This is a genomic window from Caldisericia bacterium (assembly GCA_030018355.1).
Classification (GTDB): domain Bacteria; phylum Caldisericota; class Caldisericia; order B22-G15; family B22-G15; genus JAAYUH01.
Window position 1 is genome coordinate 2,501 of the sequence record JASEFN010000005.1, and the last position, 22,246, is coordinate 24,746.

Sequence of the window (22,246 nt, forward strand, 5' to 3'; positions counted from 1 at the left end):
ACACTATTTTTGTAGTTTAACAAAAACTTTAAATTTGTCAAGAGGTATCAAAAAAATATTATTTAATCATATTAATTTGAAATTTTATTGAGATAATTTAAAATTAATTTGTGATATATGTTGGAGTATCTGGCGGAGTTGATTCAAGTTTTGCATTATATTTATTGAAAAAAAGATTTAAAAAAGTTTGTGCTGTATTTATTTTATTTGAATCATATGAAAATTTATGTCCTTTGAAATGTTGTAATCTTGAAAATGTAAAAATATTAACAAATAAACTTGATGTCCCTCTAAAAATAATAGATGCAAGAGAAGAATTTAAAAATGAAGTTATAAACTACTTTATTAATTATCATAAAATAGGCAAAACTCCAAATCCATGTGTTGTTTGTAATGAAAAAGTTAAATTTAAATTATTAATTGAAAATTTATTAAAAGAAGGGGATTTAATCTCCACAGGCCATTATGCAAGAATAATTAAAGATGGTGACAATTTTTATTTAATGAAAGGTGTTGATAAAATTAAAGATCAATCATATATGCTTTATAGATTAAAAAGAGAATATTTAGAAAAGATACATTTACCCCTTGGAGAATATTTTAAACATGAGGTTATATATGAATTGAAAAAATTAAATATTTATGAAATATTTCCAAAAGAGAGTCAAGATTTATGTTTTATAAAGAAAGATAAAAATTCTTTTTTAGAAGAAGTGTTTAAAGAAAAAAAGGGGAAAATATTACATATAAATGGTAAAGAGTTAGGCGAACATAAAGGTTATTATTTTTATACTATTGGACAGAGAAGTGGATTAAATATATCATGGAAAGAACCCTTATATGTTGTGGATATTGATAGTGAAAAAAATATCGTTTATGTTGGAGAAAGAGAATTCGTTTTAAAAGATAAATTTGTGGTTAAAAATTTAAATTGGCTTGTTGACATAAATAATATAAAAGATGAAAACATTAAAGTAAAGACAAGATATAAAAGCAAAGAAATTAACTGTAAATTAGAAATCAAAACTGATATGGTAATTGTGTATTTAAAAGAAAAAGAATTTGCAATAACCCCTGGGCAGTCAGCAGTTTTCTATCAAGAAGATATGGTCTTGGGTGGGGGAGAAATAGACAGAGTTTTATGATTTTTTAATCTTTCTCTTTTTTAAAAATTCTTTTAATAAAAAAATTCCTCCAACTATTATAGTTAAATAGTAATAGAAAAATCTCCAAAGTAAGATAAAGGTAACCAAAGGTTGCCTTGGTAAAAAAGAAGAAAACAAAAAGGCAATTCCAATTTCTGCCGCTCCAGATGTTCCTGGAGTAGGAACATAGACAATCGATAAAAGAAAAATAATAGTAACAAATATAATCGATAAAATAGGAGAATCAGAACCTAAACCCTTTAATAATATAACAGGTATAAAAAGAGATGTAAGCCATTGAAGTAAACTTAAAATAAAGATAACAAAAAGATCTTTTATATTTTTTCTATTTATGCTTTTTTTACCTTCTTCAAACATGTTTATATTTTTTTCGATTTCTTCTATTATTTTTTCAGATGTTTTTGGAGGAAATATTTTCATTACAATTTTTTCTATCAATAAAGCCAATTTTTTTGTTTTGAAAATTGCAAGAATAATTAATATAGAAATTAAAAAATAAAATAAGAGACCAATATTTAAGGCTAAATTAACTCCTTTACTTAAATTAAATTCAAATTTAAAGAATGCAATAAATATTGGAATTGCTACAAAAAGACTTATTCTTACAATAAATGCTACAACTTCTTTTATTAAAAATATTAAAGCACTTTTTCCATATTCAACATTAAAATTTTTGTTTAAAAGATACATTTGAAAGGGTTGTCCACCTGTTTGAAATGGTGTAACTGCCGAAAAGAAATTACCTATAATTGCAAGATTAATTGCTTCTCTCAATAAAATTTTTTTATTAACTAATTTTAAACTTAATAAAATTATTACTGATTCTAAAATCCAAGAGAAACCAACCATTAGAAAAGCAAGAACAAGATAAAAAGGTTTAATTTCAAAGAATATTCCAAAAAATCCCTCACCTTTAGTTAAAATAACAATTACAAAAATTGCTAGAATTGTTAAAATAAAAGAAATAAGTATATTTTTTGCAATAGATCTAAAATTGATCTTATTCTCTTCCATTGAAAATATTATACACTTTTAGATATAATAAATGCAAATATCAATTTAAAGGAGATGTTACAATGGATTTACAAAAAGAAGAAATATTAAAAGAACTTTTTTTGGATTTAGATAAAACAGAAAATATTGAAGATTTGGAAAAAGTAAAGGTTAAATATTTAGGTAAAAAAGGTATTATAAAAAATCTAATGGAAAGGTTAAAAATTATAGAAGAGAAAGAAGAGAGAAAAAAACTTGGAGAACTAATTAATACCTTAAAAGAACAAATCGAAGATGAAATTAAAAATCGTGAAGTTGTTTTGATTAAAAAATTAAAAGATAAAAAAATAGAGGAGGAAAGGATAGATGAAACTCTACCAGGATATCCATATAATTTTGGAAAAAGACATATATTAAAATTAGTTGAAAGTGAAATAGTTGAAATTTTTATGAGAATGGGTTTTCATTTATCTTTTGGTCCAGAAATTGAAAATGAATACTACAATTTTGAAGCATTAAATATACCAAAATATCACCCTTCAAGAGATATGTGGGATACTTTTTATTTACCTAATGGACTACTTTTAAGAACACATACATCACCTGTTCAAATAAGAACAATGGAAAAAATTAAACCTCCATTAAGAATAATTTCACCTGGTAGATGTTTTAGAAGAGATCCATTTGATGCATCTCATTCTCCTGTGTTTCATCAAATAGAGGGATTAATGATAGATAAAGATACTTCTCTTTCAGATTTAATGGGAATAATTAATCTTTTTGCTAAAAAAATGTTTGGCGAAAAAACACAAACAAAATTTTATCTTTCCTACTTTCCTTTTGTAGAACCAGGTATAGAAGTTGCTGCAACTTGCAGTTTATGCAATGGAAAAGGTTGTAATGTATGCAAATATAGTGGATATGTTGAAATTCTTGGCGCTGGAATGGTTCATCCTGATGTTTTAAAAAATGTTGGAATTGACCCTGAAATTTGGCAAGGTTTCGCTTTTGGCCTTGGAATTGAAAGAGTTGCGATGATAAAATATGGGATATCTGATATAAGATATTTCTATGAAAATGACTTAAGATTTCTTAATGAATTTTAAGGAGATAAAACATGAAAGTATCTTTAAATTGGCTTTGTGAATTTATTGATTTAAATGAGGAACTCGAAAAAATAAAAGAGATTACAACCTTTAGAGGGCTTGAAATAGAAGAGATATTTAAAAAAGAAAGTTCGTTAAAAGAATGCTACACTGGCAAGGTTAAAGATATTAAAAAAATAAATGATAAACTATCGCAATGCTTTATAGAATATAAAGGTCAAATATTAAAATCTGTTACTGGCGCAAAAAATTTAAAAGTAAATGACATTGTACCCTTTGCTTTACCAGGTGGTGTAGTTTATAAACATAGTATAAAAAATGGTGAAAAAAAGAGGGAATTAATTAATGTAACTCCCATTGAGTTTGATGGTTATCTCTCTGAAGTTCTTCTTTTATCATATGATGAAATAGGTTTAGAAGAACCCTCATTATCTGATATATATAAAGAGGGAATTTTTGTTTTACCAGAAGATACGCCATTAGATAAAAATTTAATTGAGGTTTTAGGATTAAATGACTATATATTTGAAATAAAAACACTAAATAGGGGCGATGTTCTTTCTCTCTATGGTTTGGCAAAAGAATTTGAACGTTATGGTCTTGGAAAATTTAAAATAAACAAGGAATTAAACTCAAATTATGAAAATTTACCTCTTTATAACTTTGAAATTGAGATAGAAAATGAGAATCTGTGTCCACGCTATGTTGGAATAATTGTTGAAGGAGTTGAAGTAAAAAAATCTAATATTTCAAATTTAAAAAAGTTATTATCAATTGAACAAAGACCTGTAAATAATATAGTTGATTCAACTAATGTTTTTATGTTCGAATATGGACAACCACTTCACGCCTTTGATTTAGATAAGATAAATCAAAAAATTATTGTTAGAGAATCCAAAAAGGGTGAAAAGATATTAACATTAGATGGAAAGGAAAGAGAACTTGAAGAAGGAATGTTACTTATTTGCGATGCAATAAACCCAATTGCAATAGCAGGAATAATTGGCGGAAAAGAAACAGAAGTTGGTTTAGAAACAAAAAATGTTTTACTTGAATCTGCTTATTTTAATCCAATTTCTATATCTACAACAAAAAGGAAACTTAAAATTGATAGCGAAGCAGCCTCAAGATTTGAAAAAGGTGTTGATGTTAATAGAACTTTATTAATTGGCTTCAATTCTGCACTAACTTTTAATGGTAAAAAAATTTATAAACCAATAGATGTATATCCAAAACCAATAGTAAGTGAAAAAATAAAATTGAGATATGATAAAGCAAGGAAAATAATTGGATTTAATATAAAAGATGAAGACATTATAAAAATTTTAGGAAATAGTGGTTTTAAAGAAATAGAAAAAGGTAATGATTATTCTATATTCATAAAAGAATATAATAGACCCGATGTTAAAACCGAGATTGACCTTATAGAAGAAATAGTAAGGTATTATGGAATTGAAAAAATACAACCAACAATTCCATCTATTAAAATTGATCCTTATATTGAAAATTTTAATATGAATTTAAAAGAAAAAATCACACAAATTTTAACATCCCTTGGTTTAAATGAAATAGTTACTTTATCAATTATTGAAAAAGAATATTTGTTAAGTTTTGGTTTTGATAGAAAACCTATTGAGATACTAAATCCATTAAGACAAGACCAAAATGTCTTAAGAACCTATCTTTTACCGAGTCTTTTAAAAGTTATTGAAAAAAATATAAATGTAGGAAACAAAAATATTGGCATTTTCGAAATTGGAAAAATTTATTATGATAAAGAAGGGGAATTTATTGAAGAAGATGAATTAATAGTTGGAATATCAGGTAAATTTATTGAAAAATATTGGGGAGAAAAGGACAAAGTTTATAATTTTTATAATTTAAAGGGAATACTTGAGAAATTATTTCAAGAGTTAAATATAAATGAATTTATTGTTTTAAATTATGATAAAACAAATGTATTTCATCCTACAAGATATGGAAAAATAACTATAAATAGCGAAATTGTTGGTGAGTTAGGAGAAATTGATGAAGATATATGCAAAAAAATTAATATAAATCAAAAAGTTTATGTTTTAAGAATAGAACTTGATAAATTAAAGAAATTTGTAACTTTGAAAAAAGATTTCAAAGAAATATCTAAATTTCCGAATTTAACATTTGATCTATCAGTTGTTTTACCAAAAGAACAAAAATTTCACAAATTATTAAAAATAGCAAAAGAGGAAGGAGGATCTCTTTTGAGTAAAATTTCTTTATTTGATATTTATGAAGATGAAAAAATTGGTTTAGATAAAAAAAGTTATGCAATAAATTTATTATTTTCAAGTATTGAAAAAACTTTAACAGATAAAGATATACAAGCAATCATAAATAGAATTGAATATAGAATAGAAAAAGAACTTAATGGCTTTATAAGGAAAAAGGTTGAATAATTTTATAATAGTAAATAAAATTTTAAACTATATTGATGTTTTAAAGTTTAAAAATATAAATAAAAGAATAATTACTGAACTTAAAATTGTTGCAGATACAATTCAATCATTAGAATTTGATTTAAATAAAGAAAACTTAAACCTTTTTGAAAAATATTTTATTGAAAAAAATTATATAAGAAAGATCTTGAGAGAATTAATTTATAATGGAAAATGTGAAGAAATTGAAACATTATTAAAAGAAACCCCAAATTCATTGATAAAACTTACAAGAATACCTGGAATTGGTAAAAGTCTTGCTAATATTCTTTATAAAGAGTTAAATATTCTTGATATTAATGATTTAAAAATTGCTTTAAAGGAGAAAAAATTAAGAAATATTAAAGAAATAGGAATAAAAGGCGAAGAGATTATAAATAAAAATTTAAGTGTGTATAATAAATTACAAAATGAATTTTCATATTCTTATGGAATCTCTGTTTTTAAATTTATAAAAAATAAATTAGAAGAATCGGGAATAAAAGAACTTTTCCTTGTAGGTAGTTTAAGAAGAAAAAAAGAAATTATAAAGAATGTTAACATAGTGGTAGTTGATAAATATTATGAAAATATTATTAATATTTTAAAAATGTAAAGTGATTTTAATATAATTGAAAAAGGTGTAAATTTTATAAAAATAAAAACAATTTATTCAGATTTGGAAATTATTATAAATTTTGTACCAGAAGTGTATTTAGGTTCAGCGTTAATTTATTTTACTGGGCCAAGAAGTTTTAATAAATTTTTAAAAGAAAAGGCAAAAAAAATAAATATTGATACTTTTAGAGAAGAGTTTTTAAAGATAAAAGATTTAGATGAAAAAGAGATTTTTTATCTTTTATCATTACCGTATATTCAACCTGAATATAGAGATAATTGGGATATTTATCTAAATCTAAAAAATAGTTCCTCTTTTAATTATTTATTAAAAGGAGATTTACATGTACATTCAAATTTTTCAGATGGAATATCTTCTATATATGAATTAGTAAAATATGCTGTAGAGCAAGGATATGAATATATAGGTATAACTGATCATACTGAAGATTTAAAAGTTGCAAAAGGAATGAGAAGAGAAAAAATTTTAGAAGAAAGACTTGAAATTAAAAGAGTTGAAAAACTATTTCCAAATATAAAAATACTCTTTGGGGTAGAAGCAAACATAAGAATTGATGGTTCAATCGATATCGATGAAGATATTTTGAAAGAACTTGATTATGTAATAGGATCCATTCATTATAACTTTAATGAGACAAAAGAAGTAAATATGAAGAGGTATATAAATGCAATGAATAATCCTTATATAACAATTATAGGACACCCCAGCGGAAGAAAAATTGGGGAAAGAAAAGAAATGAACATAGATTGGAAAAAATTTTTTATTGAAGCAGAAAGAACCAAAACATTTATAGAGATAAACTCAACTTTAGATAGATTGGATTTATCTTCTTCTCTCGCTTTTGAAGCAAATAAATATAACATTTACTTCTCCATTAGTTCAGACGCCCACATATCACCCCAACTAAAATTTTCAAGAGAATATGGATTAAATATAGCAAAAAGGGCTTTAATTGATGAGAAAAAAGTTATAAATACATATAATTTTAGTGAATTACAAAAATTATTAAAAATTAAAAGAGAAACTTAAGATTTTTCCTTTACTAAAACAACAGCAAATGAAGCACCACCTTTACTTTTTCCTATAATGCCAACTTTCTCCATTGTTTTAAATTTAATATTAATTTTTTCTTTATTAATTTTCATTATTAGAGATAGATTCTCTATTATTTTTTCTTTAAACTCAGACATTTTTGGTTTTTCAAGAATAATAACTGCATCTAAATTTACTATTTCATAATTTTTCATGTTCAATATATTTACTGTATTTTCTAAAATTTCAATACTTCTTTTACCTTTCCATTCTTCATTAAAAATCTCACCAATATCTTTCTCACCAATTGCACCAAGAATAGCATCGACAATTGAATGAATTAAAATATCTCCATCTGTGTTACTAAAAAAACCAAATTTCTTATTAACTAAAACACCTCCAATATACATTGGAATGTTTTTCTTTATTATATGAAAATCAAAACCTATACCGACTCTCATTTTTTTTAATAAAATCTAAAACTTTCAAAATATCACTTTTATATGTGACTTTAATATTTTCAATATCTCCATCAATAATTTTTATTGGTAAACCTTCTTTTTCAAAAAGAGTTGATTCATCAAAAAATTTCTCATATAAATATCTATTTAACAAGTTATATAATTTTAAAAAAGGAAATCCCTGAGGAGTTTGTGTTATAAAAAGTTTATCTCTATCAAGAGTTTTTATAGTATTTTTATTTTCAATATATTTAATTGTTTCGGTTACTGATATAACTGGAATAACACATGAATTCTCATCTAAATTTTGGATTACTTTCTCAATTAACTCAATTTTTATATTAGGTCTTGCTCCATCGTGAATCAATACATAATCAATTTTTTCATTTTCATAAAAATATTTTAAACCATTTAAAACAGACTCTTTTCTTTCTTTTCCACCCTCAACAATAGCAACAATTTTATTAAAATTTTTAAATAACTCTACTCCCTCATGAGATTTCTCTTTTGATAAAACTAAAACAATCTTTTCAACTTTATTACATTTTATAAAAGGTATTAAAGTATAAAAAATTAGTGGATAACTATTAATATTGTAAAAAATTTTATCATCATTAAATCTTTCGCTTTTACCTCCTCCAACTATTACTGTCCCCACCATCTTTTACAATCTCCCCAAATATCATTGTTCCAGTTGGTCCTTGTAAAAAGGAAGTAACTTCAATTAAAACTTTTTTACCAATGTAAAATTTGCCTTCTTCAACTACAACCATTGTTCCGTCATCTAAATAACCAACACCTTGATTCCTTTCTTTTCCCTCCTTGATTATTTTTATCTCCATTTTTTCTCCTGGTAAAACTACCTTTCTTAATGAAAAGGCAAGTTCATTAATATTTAAAACTGGAATACCTCTTGTTCTACAAACTTGAGTTAAATTGTAATCTGTTGTAATTAATTTTGCTTTTAACTTCTTTGCAAGTTCTATTAATTTAGTATCAATCGGTAAAATTTCGCCTCTTTCCTCAAGAATTTTTACTTTATCAGGATATTCATCCTTTAATCTATCTAATATTTCAAGTCCTCTTCTACCTCTTATTCTCTTAGACTGATCTTCTGAATCAGCAACAAGCTGTAATTCTTCTAATATAAAAATTGGTATATAAATTCTTCCATCTAAAAAATTTAATTCAATTAACTCTAAAACTCTTCCATCAATTATTGCTGAAGTATCTAAAATATATTTTGTGAAAAATTTCTTTTCTTTTTGTATTTTATCTTCACTGCTTCTTCCTAAATTTTTAAATGAATCAATAATTTCTGTTTTCCTTGAAAGAATAGCCCAAACAACGACACCAAAAACAAAAAGACCAGTTGCTACTCCAAGATAAACACCAATTAAGGGAATTTTCGATATTAATGAATATAACAAAAATGATATTAATAGTGCAATTAAAACTGAAAAAAGACCAAGAAATAATTCAGCCAAAGACAATGAAGAGAAAAATTTATTTATATTGTTTCCTATAAGAATAAGCAGTTTAGAAAAAGTCGGACAGAAAAGATAAAATATAAAGAAAAACAATAAAAAGAAAATAGAATAAATAACAAAAATATTAAAATGTGTTAATCCTTTTAAAAATTCAATAAATTTATAAGATATAAATAATCCAATAAATCCACCTAAAAAAGAAAAAAAATATCTAAAAAAAATCCAAAATCTTTTCATTATAAAACTCCTTTTTTTAATACATCTCTTAATTCATAAATGTTACATATCTCTATTAACTTTACCTCCTTATTTAATTTTACATCATCATTATGAAATTTTGGAACAATAAAATTTCTGAAACCAAGTTTTATACTTTCTAAAATTCTCCTTTTTATGAATGAAACTGGTCTAATTTCTCCACTTAAGCCCACTTCTCCAAAAGATACAATGTTTGAAGTTGGAATGTTAGTTAGAGATGAATAAATTGAAATTATAAGTGGTAAATCAGGAGATCTTTCTTCGATTTTTATACCACCAGTCACATTAATAAAAATGTCAAACTTTGATAGGTTTAATTTAAAAAATTTTTCTATAATTGCAATCATTATTGATACTCTAATAATATCAATTCCTAAACTCACCCTTTTGGGTTGGGAATAATAGGTTGGAACAGAAAGTGATTGAACTTCAACTAAAATGGGTTTCTGTCCAGATTCAAGAACAGGCACTATAGTACTTCCTGGAACTTCTTTATCTCTTTTAGTTAAAAATAAGGAAGATGGATTTTTTATCTCTTTTAATCCCTCCTCTTCCATTGATAAAATAACTATTTCTTGAGTTGAACCAAATCTATTTTTTTTACATCTTAATATTCTATAATATTGATATTTCTCGCCCTCTAAATATAAAACTGTATCGACAATATGTTCTAATAATTTTGGTCCAGCAATTTCACCTTCTTTGGTAATATGGCCTACAGCAATCCCAATGACCATGTTTTTCTTTATAAATTCACCAATTTTTTCAGCCACATTTCTTACTTGCGATGGTGAACCTGAAAGAGATTCAAGATTCTCATCTCTTATAACTTGAATTGAATCTAATATAAATAATGTAGGTTTAATTTTATCTAATGTATCTATTATTGTATTGATTTCTGTTTCATACATAATATATAAATTCTCTGGAATTTCATTGGTTAATCTTTTTAATCTACTAAATATTTGTAAACTTGATTCCTCACCTGAAATATATAGAACCTTTTTATCTTTGGATATATTTAGGCATATTTGTAATAATAAAGTGGATTTACCTATTCCTGGTTCACCTGAAATTAGAACAAATGAACCCTCAAGAAAGCCTCCACCTAATAATTCGTCTATTTCTGTAAACCCTGTACTTATTCTTTTTGTTTCTATTTTTGAAAAGTCTTCTTTTTTAAAAGAAACATCTTCTAAAGAGACATTTGAATTTATAGATTCTTCTTCAAAAGAATCCCAAGAACCACAATAAGGACATTTTCCAAGTTTAATAAAAGATTCATATCCACAAATTTTACAAATATATTTTTTGTTTTTTTTATTCATAGGTATTCCTTTAAAATATTCTTAATATATTCTGCTCTTAAATTATCTATTATACTTTCTAAAGGGGTTTCAAATTCAATTTTCATGATATTAGACCTTGTTTTAATTAAGAGTTCATTTATCAATTCAATAGGTATATCGATAATTTTCAATAAAGATGCTAATCTCAAAATTGAAAGAGTTTCACTCACATCTTTATAGGAGATTTTATAGGAATATTTTAATTTATTTTTTACTTTTCTAACCTCATCTAATAGAAAATTTTTATTTTTTAAAACATACTTTTCTCTTTCCTCTCTTTCTAATTTAATTATCTCTCTTCCTATTTTTTTAACACTATCAATTATAGTCTCTTCACTTTTACCAAGCGATGTTGAATTTGAAATTTGAAATAAAGAAGAAACTGTTTCGCTCCATTCACCAAATGTTCCTCTAATAGTTATTGAGAATTTTGTTGAATTCTCAATTATGTCATTCATTTTACCAGTTAATGTCAAAATTGGCAAATGAACAAGAAGAGATGCTCTTAATCCTGTACCAACATTAGTTGGACAAGATGTTAAATAACCAAGATTATTAGAGTATGATATTTCAATATTATCTTCTAATTCATCTCCTATTTCAAAAACATTTATAATGATATCATCAAGAGTAAAACCTTCTTTAATTATTTGTATTCTTAAATGATCTTCCTCATTTATCATTATACTTACTGTTCCATCTTCACTTAAATATAAATATTTTCCATAAGGATTTTCAATGAATAAGGGCGAAACTAAATGCATTTCCACAAGAGCATACCTTTCAACATCGCTTAAATCAAGAATATTTAACCCAAATAGATTAAATTTCTTGTAAAAATTTGATTTTTCAATCTTTTCACTGATAATTCTAACTATTTCGTTTTTCTCTGAAAGCAAACATTTTTGTGGAAAATTAAAACCTTCTATATTTCTGGCAACTTTGATTCTGCTGCTAATTATAACATCTCCATTTGAACCATAAACTTTAATCCAATTGGGTAAATTCTTAAGAATTGTTTTTAACATTATTTAAAAGTTCTTTTATTTTATCTCTTATTTTTGCTGCATCTTCATATCTCTCTTCTTCAATTGCATATTCTAATTCTCTTTTTAAATTTTTAATTTTTTCATCTATTGATGTTCTCGGTGTAAATTTTTCTCCTTTTCTTTTTCCAACATGTTTCATACTACCATGTAAGTTTAATATTATTGGCCTTAATTCTTCTTTGAAATTATCATAACATTTGCTACATCCTAAAAATCCGGTTTTTTTAAATTCCTCAAATTTTGTCCCACATACATTGCAAACTTTTTCTTCTTTGTCTTCTTCAATAAAACCTGGCATTAAACTTAAAAATTTCTTTATTATATTTTCATCATATGGAATATTTAACTCTTTTAATATACCCTTTAATCCTAATTTTGAAGCACATTCAAAACATATATGAAGTTCTTTTTTTTCATTGTTTATTATTTCTGTTATAAAAATAGATGCTTCGTTCTTTTTGCAAATATCACAAATCATGTTTTACCTCTAAAATCATTTTATCATATAAATTTTTTAATTCTTTTTAGAACTACATCTTTGCCCAAAAGTTCCATTAAAATAAACAAACCAGGAGACGCAAATCTTCCAGTTAGTATATACCTTAAAGATTGTGCAATATCTTTTAATTTAATATTTAATTCATTTAATATACTTTTAACACAATTTTCTATATTTAAACTATCAAAAATCTCTAACTTATTAATTTTTAAGTAAAAAGTTTTTAGAAACTCAATAAAAATTTTATTATTTTTAATTTCATTTATTATATTATTCTCATATAATGGTTCATTATAAAAATATTCTGTAAGATATTCTATATCACTTAAAATTTTGATATTTCCTTTTATTTCTTTTAAAATTTTGTATAACAATTCATTTCCTTTCAATTTTAACTTTTCTGGAATAAATTTATCTGCTATAACAAAAAGTGATTCTTCATTTAAATTTCTTATATAATAAGAATTTATCCACTTTAATTTATCATGATCAAAAACTGGGGAACTTTTAGAAATTTTATCAAATGAAAACAAATCTATCATCTCATTTAATGAGAAAATCTCTTTTGACTCCTTTAATGAAAATCCTATTAAAAATATATAGTTTAAAATTGCTTCTGGTAAATAGCCTTCTTTCATAAACTCTTCTATAGAGACTGAACCGTGTCTTTTTGATAATTTTTCTCTATCTTTTCCAAGAATAAGAGGAAGATGTCCAAATTTTGGAGGCTCAACTCCGAATGCATTGTATAAAAGTATTTGTTTATGGGTATTTGAAAGATGATCTTCTCCTCTAATAACATGAGAGATTTTCATCTCAATATCATCAACAACACAGGAAAAATTGTAAACAGGCATACCATCACTTCTAACAATTATAAAATCATCTAAAATTTCATTATTAAACTCAACCTTTCCTTTTATTAAATCATCAAAAACAACCTTTCCTTTTGGTACTTTAAATCTGTATGCATGTTCTTCATTTAAATTTAATCTTCTATTAATTTCTTCATAAGTTAAATTTTTACATTTTCCACTATATTTATAAATTTTTCCTTTTCTTATGGATTCTTCTTTTTCTTTCTCAATTTCTTCTTTTTTACAAAAACAGGGATAGGCAAGTCCTTTATTAACAAGAATTTGAAGATAATTTTTATAAATATCTAATCTCTCGCTTTGAAAATATGGACCTTCGTCCCATATAATATTTAACCATTTTAATCCATTTAAAATAGCCTCTGTCGATTCTTTTGTAGATCTCTCCACATCAGTATCTTCTATTCTCAAAATAAAAATACCTTTTACTTTTTTTGAAAATAAGAAATTAATAAAAGCTGTTCTTACGCTTCCTATATGTAAAAGACCCGTAGGGGATGGAGCGAATCTTACCCTTACATTTTCCATTCTGAACACTCCTTTTTAAAATCACAATATCTGCAAAAATTATTCTCCTTTTTATAAAATTTCTTATTTTTAATTTTTGTACCAACATCAATTATTAAATCTATTGACTCTTTCAAATTTTCTTCTTTTAAATTGATTCTCTTTTTACTATCGTAATCAAGAGATAAATAATAAATTGATAAAAATCTTGGTGGTTTCTTAAATTCATTTTCAAATGCAATGTAGTAAATTGACATTTGAAGCAACTCACTCTCATCAATAAGTCCAATTGCATTAAAATCAACATTATATTTACCAGTTTTATATTCTATTACTTCATAGTCATCATTTATTTTATCAATTCTATCTATAAACCCAAATATCTCAAAATCGTTGACCTTAAACTTAACCTCAGTTTCTACTTTATATGCCATCTCATAATTAAAAATGTTTTTATAATAATATTTTTTTAACAATTCGAGACCTCTTAAAAATTCTTTTTTCTCTTCATCACTATCTTTAAACCCCTCTCCAATCCAGTAAGTCTCATATATTTCTTTTAATTTCTCAAATGAAGGATATTTTGGTAAAGTATGAAATTTTGAAAGGGTCAAATGAAGTGTTTTTCCAAATGATTTATAAGGTTTAGGTTTTTCTTTTAATTTCAATTCATATAGAAAATAATATTTTAAAGGACATTCAAGATAAGTTCTAATTTTTGAAAAACTAAGTTTCATTCTTAAATATCTCCTTCAAAATGTTATCAATCTGTTCTTTTGTATTTTCCCAATTATATGAATTGTTTATAACTCTATCTGCATATTTTAATTTTTCTTCAATATTTAATTGAGCCTCTATTCTATTTTTCGCTTCTTCAATACTATAATTCTCTCTTTTAATTAATCTCTCAAGTTGAGTTTCAGGATCTGTATAAACAACCCAAACTTCATCAACAAATTTATGCCAGCGAGCTTCTATTAAAATGGCAGCATCTAAAATTACATATTTAGTTTTTTTTCTTTTTAATTCATTTATTTTTTTCTTTATTAATTTTGTTAATATAGGTAGGGTTATTCTATTTAATCTTTTAAGATTTTCTTTCGAAGAAAAAACAATATTTCCAAGTTCTCTTCGATTTATAGATCCATCTTCATTTAAAATATTTTTTCCAAATGTTCTAACTACTTTATTTTTTACACTCTCCAAACTTAAAACTGTCTTTCCAATTGAATCAGCATCTATTATTTTAAACCCTTTAGTTTTAAGATATTCGCTTATTTTTGATTTTCCAGATGCAATATTTCCTGTAAGTCCAATTAATTTCATTTTTTACACTCAAGCCAATTCTTACCAATTCCATATTCAACTTTTATCGGAACTGACAGTTTTATTGTATTCTCCATTTCTTTTTTCACCATCTCAACCACTTCTTGAACTTCATTCTTATGAATCTCCAAAAGCAATTCATCATGTATCTGTAAAACTATTCTTGACTTTTTGTTTTTTAATTTATTCCATATATTAACCATACTAACTTTTATTATATCTGCTCCTGAACCTTGAATTGGTGTATTTATTGCAATTCTCTCTCCAAATTTAATAAGGTTTATATTTTTTGATTTAAATTCAGGAATATATCTTCTTCTACCAAGAATTGTTTCTACATAACCCTTTTCTTTGGCCTCATTAATAATGTTGTCAATGAATTTTTTAACTCCTTTAAATTTATTGAAATACATATTTATGTAAATTTCAGCTTCTTCTTCAGAAATTCTAAGCTCTCTTGCCAATCCATGAGGGCTCATTCCATAAATTACTCCATAATTTATTGTTTTTGCTTTTCTTCTATGTTCTTCATTAATTTTCTCTTTTGGAATAGAAAAAAGTTGTGATGCTGTTTCAGTATGGATATCTAAATTGTTTTTAAAAGCCTCTATAAGGTTTTCATCTGATGAAAAATGAGCAAGAATCCTTAATTCAATTTGAGAATAATCAAAAGATGCTAAATAATAATCATCATCTGAAATAAATGCTTCTCTTACTTTTTTTCCAAAATCAGTTCTTATAGGAATATTTTGTAAATTTGGTTCTTTTGAAATAATTCTACCTGTAGTCGTTCCAGTTTGTATAAAAGTGGTATGTAATCTATTATCTTTATCAACAAGTTCAGGTAAAACATTGAAATAAGTAGTAAGAAGTTTATTCAATTCTCTAAACTCTAATATTTTTTCAATGACTGGGTGGAGATTTATTAATTCAATTAATGTATCCTGATCTGTTGATAAACTTTTTTTATTTTTTAAGAAATTTTTTAAATTTAATTTTTCATATAATAGAAAACTAACCTGTTTTGGTGATTGAGGATTAATTGGAAAACCTGCTATTTCAGAAATTTCGATTGTAAGTTTTTCAATTTTTTTCCTTAATTCATCTCTTATTTTTATTAACTTTTCTTTATCTACTTTTATTCCATAAAATTCCATGTCACTTAATACATAAGATATTGGAAGTTCAACATCAAAAAGAAGTCTTTTTAAATTACAATCTTCTATCTCTTTTAATAGTATTTCTCCTAATTTCAATAATTTTGGTAATAAATTTTCAACATTTTCATCTGAAACACTTTCGCCTAAATATAATGGAATTAAAGTTTTTAAATCATAATTTTTTTTATTTGTGTTTAATATATAACTTGCAAGTTCAGTATCAAATATATTTTGTTTAAACTCCAAAGGATAAAGACTTGAAATTAAGTTTTTGAAGTTGTGTGTAATTAAAATTTTTTGGTTATTTAATTCTAATAAATCATCCTTTTTTCCTCTATAAAATCCCTTTTTACAATAAAAAATTATTTCATCATTGTGTTTTAAAAAAGATATTTTATCTTCACCCAAAAGAGTTTCTTTAGAAATAAAGTTTAGATCAACTTTTTTCTCTTCAATTTTAAATCTATCAATCAAAGAGTGGAATTCAAGTTCTGAAAATATTTTTATTATATTATTTATATTCATTTCGCCTCTTTTTAAATCCGAAATTGAAATTTGGATATCCAAATCTGTTTTTATTTTTGCAACTTCATATGATGATATAATTTGTTCTCTATAGTTTTTTATTATTTCTCCTATTTTACCTCCTGGTGGATTTTCCAATAATTCAAAAAGTGATTTATATTCTTTTAATAATTTGATACTACTTTTTGGACCAAGAGCTGGTACTCGAGGTATATTATCTGAAGCATCACCAACTAATGCTTTAAGTTCTGGTAATCTTTCAGGGGTTATCTCAAATTCATTTATAAATTTTTCTTTTGTATAAACTTCAATATCTGTTATACCTTTTTTTGTTAGTCTAACTTCACTTTTATCTGAAAGAAGTTGAAGTAGATCTCTATCGGCTGTTATAATGATTGAATAAAAAGATTCCTCTTGAGCCTTATTTTTAATTGTTCCAATAATATCATCTCCCTCATACCCCTCTATCTCTATTGATTTAATTCCAAAACTATTAAGTATCTCCTTAACTCTTTCTTTTTGGATCTTAATTTCAGGTGGAGCTTTTGGTCTATTTTCCTTATATTGAGGCATTATATCAATTCTAAAAGTTGGGGCACCCTTATCAAAAGAAACTGCTATATATTCCGGATTTTCATCATCAATTAAATTTAGTAAAATCCTAACAAAACCATATGTAGCACCAGTTGGTTCACCTTTTGAATTAATCAAAGGAGGTAGCGCATAATAAGTTCTAAAAAGAAGAGAGCTTCCGTCAATTAAAAAAATCTTTTTCATGACCATTTTGAATATTATATTAATTTTTTAAATTTCAGTCAACTTTTTTCTCTTTAATTATGTAAATTTTTTCTCCATCTCTTGTTAACTTAAAATTCTCCTTTATCCACTTTTCTATTCCTTCGTCACTTTTTATGAATTCAATTTTCAGTTTTAATTCTTCAATTTTATCTTTATATACCGAAATTTCATTTTCTAAATTTTTAATCTCATTTTTTAATTTAAAAAACTTAACTAATGGAAAAGATATAATATAAATAAAAATTAAAATGAATAAAACTAAAATTGTTGTTTCAATTTCTTTTCTTTTATACACTAATTTGTTATTCATATTTAAACCTTATTTAACTTAATCATATTTGTTCCACCTGGTACTCCTGGTATTACACCTGAAACAGAAATATAATAATCTCCACTTTTTAAAAATTTAATTTTTCTAGCCTCATATTCAATTGTGTTAATTATATCACTTTCGCTTGTAAATCTTTTAACAAGAATTGGAATAATACCCCAATAGACTTTCATTTGTTTGACAGCATTTTCATTTGGAGTTAATGCAAAAACTGGTGCACTAGGTCTAAATCTTGATATATTTATCGCGGTTTTTCCAGTTTCTGTAGTAACAATTATTGCCTTTGCTCTAACTTTTAAACTTAATAAAACTGCAGAGTAGCATATTGATAAAAGAGGATCATTTTTAATATACAACTCCATATTTAATAGCCATGCCTCATATGGAAGTTCATTTTCAACCTTCTTTGCGACTCTATTTATAAATTTTACTGCATCAACAGGATATTTGCCTATAGCTGTCTCTTGAGAAAGCATTAAGGCATCAGTTCCATCGAAGATTGCATTCGTTATATCTGAAACTTCTGCTCTTGTTGGATAGGGTTTTTCAACCATTGAATCAAGAATTTGAGTTGCAGTAATAGAAAATTTTTCAGAAAAAAGTGTTTTATTCAATATTTTTTTCTGAAGTATAGATACTTCCTCAAGATTAACTTCAATTCCCAAATCTCCTCTTGCAACCATAACACCATCTGAAACATCTATAATTTTATCTATATTTTTAACAGCATCTCTCTTTTCAATTTTTGCAATTACAGGAATATAATATCCATGTTTTTTAAGGAAATCTTTTAAAAATAAAATATCATCTGCATTTTTGACAAAAGATAAAGCAATAAAATCGACTTTTTCTTTTATTCCAAATTTTATATCTTCAATATCCTTTTCTGTTAAAGAAGGAATATCTAAAGATTCTTTTGGAACATTAATTCCTTTATTATCACTTAATTCTCCACCTTCAACTACTTTAGTTTCTATATAATCTTCCCCAGTTGATAAAACTCTAAGTTTTATTCTTCCATCATCAAGGAGAATTGTATCTCCTTTTTGAAGATATTTTGGCAAACTTTCATATGAAATTGAAACATAGTTTTTGTCACCTAAAACTTTTTTTGTTGTTAAAATAAAATTATCACCACTCTTCAATAAAATTTTTTTATTTTTAAATTTCCCTATTCTTAATTTTGGTCCTTGTAAATCAAAGAGTATTGGTATAAATTTATCAATATCTCTAACTTTTTTTATTAAATTACTATGATAATTATAATCTCCATGAGATAAATTTAATCTAAATATGTCTGCTCCATTTTCAAAAAGTTTCTTAATTATTTCTTTTTTTTCAGAGGCTGGACCGAGAGTTACAATTATTTTTGTCTTTTTAAAATTCATAATACCTATATTTTTGTCTTCTTCCACCAAATAAGATTATTAAAATTAACCCAGCAATAAAACCTCCAATATGAGCCCAATAAGCAACGCCTGAAGCAACAGTTCCCAAACTAGCAAATCCTGGAATCAATTGAAGAATAAACCAAAAACCAAGAAAAATTATTGCTGGAACAGGTATAACAGAAAAATACCAAAATAGTGGAACCAGTGCCAAAACTTTAGCATTGGGATATAGATAAAAATATGCACCCAAAACACCAGCAATTGCACCAGATGCTCCAATTGTAGGAATTGGTGAGTTTGAATAGATAAAAGAATGTGTAAGACCTGCTAGAATACCACATAAAAAATAAAAAATTAAAAATTTAATTGAACCAACTTCATTTTCAACATTATCACCAAAAACCCAAAGATAAAGCATATTTCCAATTATATGAGCAAAATTTCCATGTAAAAAAGTTGAAGTTATAAGTTTTAGATATTCAAAACCCCCAAATTTAAAAAGGTTTTTTGGAATTAAGGCCCATTTATAAATAAAAGGGATAGGATTTCTTAACATAATTTGATAAATAAAAATTAGAAAATTAATAACTATTAAAGATATAACTACGAGTGGAAATTTTCTTCTTGGATTTATATCTGAAATAGGTATCATAAATCCTCCTTAAATTAATAAATTTATTAATAAAATTATACAAAAATTTTATTGAAATAGTTTTTAAATTTAAATCCAAAATTGTTCTCTAAAAAGGATGAAAGTATCAAATAAATTATTTCTAACTCATCCCTTTCAAACACAATACTTTCTTCATAATTAAGACTTATCATCATTATTTTTTCATATAAATTTTTATTTAACTCTATAAAATTTTTTGTTCTGTGACTTGAACAAACAAAACCATTTAAATTAAAATCATATGTATATTCTTCTTTTATCATTTCGCTACATTTTATACATTTATCAAAAGGAAATTGAACACCTTCAATTTTAATAAAATTAAAAATAAAATTAATAAAAAGTGAGTTATAGTTGTTGAAAGTTTTTAATTTGTTAAAAAAATCAAAAAGTGCATTAAAAAGATTATTATTAGAATTATTTTCAACCTGTGTTTTATCTATTAAATCTAAAACTTGAAGGGCAACAAGAGACCTATTTAAATCTCTTTTTATAGTTAAAAACGACTCTATAACTTTTGTTTCAGTTAAATAATAATAATCTCTTTTCTTATAAAGAGATGTATCAATTAGATTCATTGTTTCTATAATAGAAGTCCATTTTGTATCTTTTTTAAAGCCACTTTTTGCTCTTGCAACAACTTTTCCTATTGTATCTGTAAATAGAAAAACTAAAGCATCATATTCTTTTATTGGTATTTTTTTTATTATAAAAGATTTTGTTCTAACTATTTCCATTTTCTTCCACTATTTTGACTGAAGATGATGTGCCAATTCTATTAGCACCAGATTTAATTAATTCAACAGCCTGCTCAAATGTTCTTATGCCTCCTGACGCTTTAACTCCAAAATTTTCTCCAACAACTTTTCTTATTAACTCAACATCCTCTTTTGTTGCTCCTCCTTGAGAGAAACCTGTTGAGGTTTTTACAAAATCTGCACCTGCTGCTTTAACGATTGTAGAAGCAATTATTTTTTCTTCTATATTTAAAAGCGATGTTTCTATAATAACTTTAAGAATTTTATCTCCTATCTCATTTTTAATCGTGTTTATTTCATCATATATATACTTATAATTTTTTGATTTTAGATATCCAATATTAATAACCATATCTATTTCATCTGCTCCATTTTTAATAGCCTCTTTTGCTTCAAAAATTTTCGTTTTAATAGTGGAATTACCTAATGGAAAACCAACAACTGTAGCAATTTTAATGTCATATCCATTAAGAATTTCTTTTACATAACTAACATAAACTGGTGCTACACATACAGCAAAAAACCCATATTTAATTGCTTCATCACATAGTCTTTTTATATCTAAAATTGTTCCTTCTGGCTTCAACAAAGTATGGTCTATAAATTTAACAATCTCTTTTTTTGTCATTTAAAACCCCTTTACTTCATTAAATATCTCAATAATTTTTGAAAAAGCATCAACTCTTAAAGATGCGCCTCCAACAAGGAATCCATCTATTTCATCTTCATTTGCAAGCTCCTCCACATTTTCAATTCTTACACTTCCACCATATACAATTCTTATTTTTTGAGCAATTTCACCACCACCATACTTTTCAATTAATTCTCTAATAAATTTATGCATATCACTTGCTTCTTTGGGTGTAGCATTTACTCCAGTGCCAATCGCCCAAACAGGTTCATAAGCAATTATAATATTTTCAAGTGAGTTAAGTGGTATTTTTTTAAGATCATTTTTAAACTGATTTTCAACTATCTCTTTTTCAATTCCTTTTTTTCTCTCTTCAAGAGTTTCGCCTAAACAGAGTACTGGTTTTAAACCATATTTAATTGCAGCAATAACTTTTTTGTTTATCATTTCATCTGTTTCACCAAAAATTTTTCTTCTTTCAGAATGACCAAGAATAACATATTCTACTCCAATCTCTTTCAACATTGTTGGTGAAATTTCGCCAGTATAGGCACCACTCTCTTCCCAATGCATATTTTGTGCCCCAAGATACATATGAGGTAATTCAAAAAAATCTTTTAAAAAATAGAGCAAAGTAAAAGGTGGAAAAATAACAATATCACTCCCCCTTAAAAGAGAAACACTTTTGTTTAGTGCGACAATTGTCTCTTTTGCATCATTCATGAGTTTGTTCATTTTCCAATTGCCACCAATCCAACCTCTACGCATAAAAATA

Annotated in this window: 22 protein-coding genes; 5 read left to right on the forward strand and 17 right to left on the reverse strand. The window is 25.2% G+C overall.

Features of this window, described 5'->3' with window-relative positions; translation table 11 throughout:
- Window positions 1-110 precede the first annotated feature (110 nt).
- Window positions 111-1,145: a tRNA 2-thiouridine(34) synthase MnmA gene (mnmA, locus tag QMD25_05970; GenBank protein MDI6861540.1), complete on the forward strand. Its 1,035-nt coding sequence runs from the start codon at window positions 111-113 to the stop codon at window positions 1,143-1,145.
- Here mnmA and QMD25_05975 read toward each other — a convergent pair.
- Complete coding sequence (locus QMD25_05975; GenBank protein ID MDI6861541.1) at window positions 1,140-2,180, reverse strand: lysylphosphatidylglycerol synthase transmembrane domain-containing protein; 1,041 nt, start codon at window positions 2,178-2,180, stop codon at window positions 1,140-1,142. The genes mnmA and QMD25_05975 overlap by 6 nt on opposite strands.
- 62 nt (window positions 2,181-2,242) lie before the next feature.
- On the opposite strand from QMD25_05975, the gene pheS reads away from it, so the two are divergent.
- The 4 genes from pheS to QMD25_05995 all read left to right on the forward strand — a co-directional run bounded on the left by pheS (window position 2,243) and on the right by QMD25_05995 (window position 7,387).
- The gene (gene pheS / locus QMD25_05980; protein ID MDI6861542.1) at window positions 2,243-3,265 is read left to right on the forward strand and encodes a phenylalanine--tRNA ligase subunit alpha; all 1,023 of its coding nucleotides are present in this window, start codon (window positions 2,243-2,245) and stop codon (window positions 3,263-3,265) included.
- Window positions 3,266-3,276: 11 nt separating this feature from the next.
- Window positions 3,277-5,700: a phenylalanine--tRNA ligase subunit beta gene (gene pheT, locus QMD25_05985; GenBank protein MDI6861543.1), complete on the forward strand. Its 2,424-nt coding sequence runs from the start codon at window positions 3,277-3,279 to the stop codon at window positions 5,698-5,700.
- Window positions 5,693-6,334, forward strand: coding sequence for a hypothetical protein (locus QMD25_05990; protein MDI6861544.1), 642 nt, complete (start codon window positions 5,693-5,695; stop codon window positions 6,332-6,334). The genes pheT and QMD25_05990 overlap by 8 nt, the downstream gene beginning before the upstream one ends.
- 63 nt (window positions 6,335-6,397) lie before the next feature.
- Window positions 6,398-7,387: a PHP domain-containing protein gene (locus QMD25_05995; GenBank protein ID MDI6861545.1), complete on the forward strand. Its 990-nt coding sequence runs from the start codon at window positions 6,398-6,400 to the stop codon at window positions 7,385-7,387.
- Here the strand turns inward: QMD25_05995 and ispF are convergent.
- Genes ispF through tpiA form a run of 16 tightly spaced genes read right to left on the reverse strand, consistent with a single transcriptional unit; the run spans window position 7,384 to window position 22,239 of the window.
- Entirely contained in the window at window positions 7,384-7,851 is a 468-nt protein-coding gene (ispF, locus tag QMD25_06000; GenBank protein ID MDI6861546.1) for a 2-C-methyl-D-erythritol 2,4-cyclodiphosphate synthase, read from the reverse strand. The two genes, QMD25_05995 and ispF, sit on opposite strands and share 4 nt — an antisense overlap.
- Entirely contained in the window at window positions 7,829-8,512 is a 684-nt protein-coding gene (locus QMD25_06005) for an IspD/TarI family cytidylyltransferase (protein ID MDI6861547.1), read from the reverse strand. Before QMD25_06005 ends, ispF begins: the two co-directional genes overlap by 23 nt.
- Complete coding sequence (locus tag QMD25_06010) at window positions 8,481-9,578, reverse strand: PIN domain-containing protein (GenBank protein ID MDI6861548.1); 1,098 nt, start codon at window positions 9,576-9,578, stop codon at window positions 8,481-8,483. Before QMD25_06010 ends, QMD25_06005 begins: the two co-directional genes overlap by 32 nt.
- On the reverse strand, window positions 9,578-10,927 hold the full coding sequence (gene radA, locus QMD25_06015) for a DNA repair protein RadA (GenBank protein ID MDI6861549.1): 1,350 nt from the start codon (window positions 10,925-10,927) through the stop codon (window positions 9,578-9,580). The genes QMD25_06010 and radA overlap by 1 nt, the downstream gene beginning before the upstream one ends.
- Window positions 10,924-11,976: a hypothetical protein gene (locus QMD25_06020; protein ID MDI6861550.1), complete on the reverse strand. Its 1,053-nt coding sequence runs from the start codon at window positions 11,974-11,976 to the stop codon at window positions 10,924-10,926. The genes radA and QMD25_06020 overlap by 4 nt, the downstream gene beginning before the upstream one ends.
- Window positions 11,957-12,475, reverse strand: a complete 519-nt coding sequence (locus QMD25_06025; GenBank protein ID MDI6861551.1) for a UvrB/UvrC motif-containing protein — start codon at window positions 12,473-12,475, stop codon at window positions 11,957-11,959. Before QMD25_06025 ends, QMD25_06020 begins: the two co-directional genes overlap by 20 nt.
- Before the next feature lie 23 nt (window positions 12,476-12,498).
- Window positions 12,499-13,899, reverse strand: coding sequence for a glutamate--tRNA ligase (gene gltX / locus QMD25_06030; protein MDI6861552.1), 1,401 nt, complete (start codon window positions 13,897-13,899; stop codon window positions 12,499-12,501).
- The gene (locus QMD25_06035; protein MDI6861553.1) at window positions 13,887-14,615 is read right to left on the reverse strand and encodes a PD-(D/E)XK nuclease family protein; all 729 of its coding nucleotides are present in this window, start codon (window positions 14,613-14,615) and stop codon (window positions 13,887-13,889) included. The genes gltX and QMD25_06035 overlap by 13 nt, the downstream gene beginning before the upstream one ends.
- Window positions 14,605-15,204 (reverse strand): dephospho-CoA kinase, encoded by a 600-nt coding sequence (coaE, locus tag QMD25_06040; protein ID MDI6861554.1) that lies wholly within the window; start codon window positions 15,202-15,204, stop codon window positions 14,605-14,607. Before coaE ends, QMD25_06035 begins: the two co-directional genes overlap by 11 nt.
- Window positions 15,201-17,666 (reverse strand): DNA polymerase I, encoded by a 2,466-nt coding sequence (locus QMD25_06045; protein MDI6861555.1) that lies wholly within the window; start codon window positions 17,664-17,666, stop codon window positions 15,201-15,203. The genes coaE and QMD25_06045 overlap by 4 nt, the downstream gene beginning before the upstream one ends.
- A gap of 34 nt (window positions 17,667-17,700) precedes the next feature.
- Entirely contained in the window at window positions 17,701-17,997 is a 297-nt protein-coding gene (locus tag QMD25_06050) for a septum formation initiator family protein (GenBank protein ID MDI6861556.1), read from the reverse strand.
- Window positions 17,998-17,999: 2 nt separating this feature from the next.
- Window positions 18,000-19,406 (reverse strand): pyruvate kinase, encoded by a 1,407-nt coding sequence (pyk, locus tag QMD25_06055; protein MDI6861557.1) that lies wholly within the window; start codon window positions 19,404-19,406, stop codon window positions 18,000-18,002.
- Window positions 19,396-20,061, reverse strand: a complete 666-nt coding sequence (locus tag QMD25_06060; protein MDI6861558.1) for a rhomboid family intramembrane serine protease — start codon at window positions 20,059-20,061, stop codon at window positions 19,396-19,398. The genes pyk and QMD25_06060 overlap by 11 nt, the downstream gene beginning before the upstream one ends.
- 35 nt (window positions 20,062-20,096) lie before the next feature.
- Complete coding sequence (recO, locus tag QMD25_06065; GenBank protein MDI6861559.1) at window positions 20,097-20,819, reverse strand: DNA repair protein RecO; 723 nt, start codon at window positions 20,817-20,819, stop codon at window positions 20,097-20,099.
- Window positions 20,806-21,468 (reverse strand): deoxyribose-phosphate aldolase, encoded by a 663-nt coding sequence (gene deoC / locus QMD25_06070; GenBank protein MDI6861560.1) that lies wholly within the window; start codon window positions 21,466-21,468, stop codon window positions 20,806-20,808. The genes recO and deoC overlap by 14 nt, the downstream gene beginning before the upstream one ends.
- Window positions 21,469-22,239 carry a triose-phosphate isomerase gene (gene tpiA / locus QMD25_06075; GenBank protein ID MDI6861561.1) on the reverse strand — a complete coding sequence of 257 codons (771 nt, stop codon included), beginning with the start codon at window positions 22,237-22,239 and terminating at the stop codon, window positions 21,469-21,471.
- Between the last annotated feature and the right edge of the window lie 7 nt (window positions 22,240-22,246).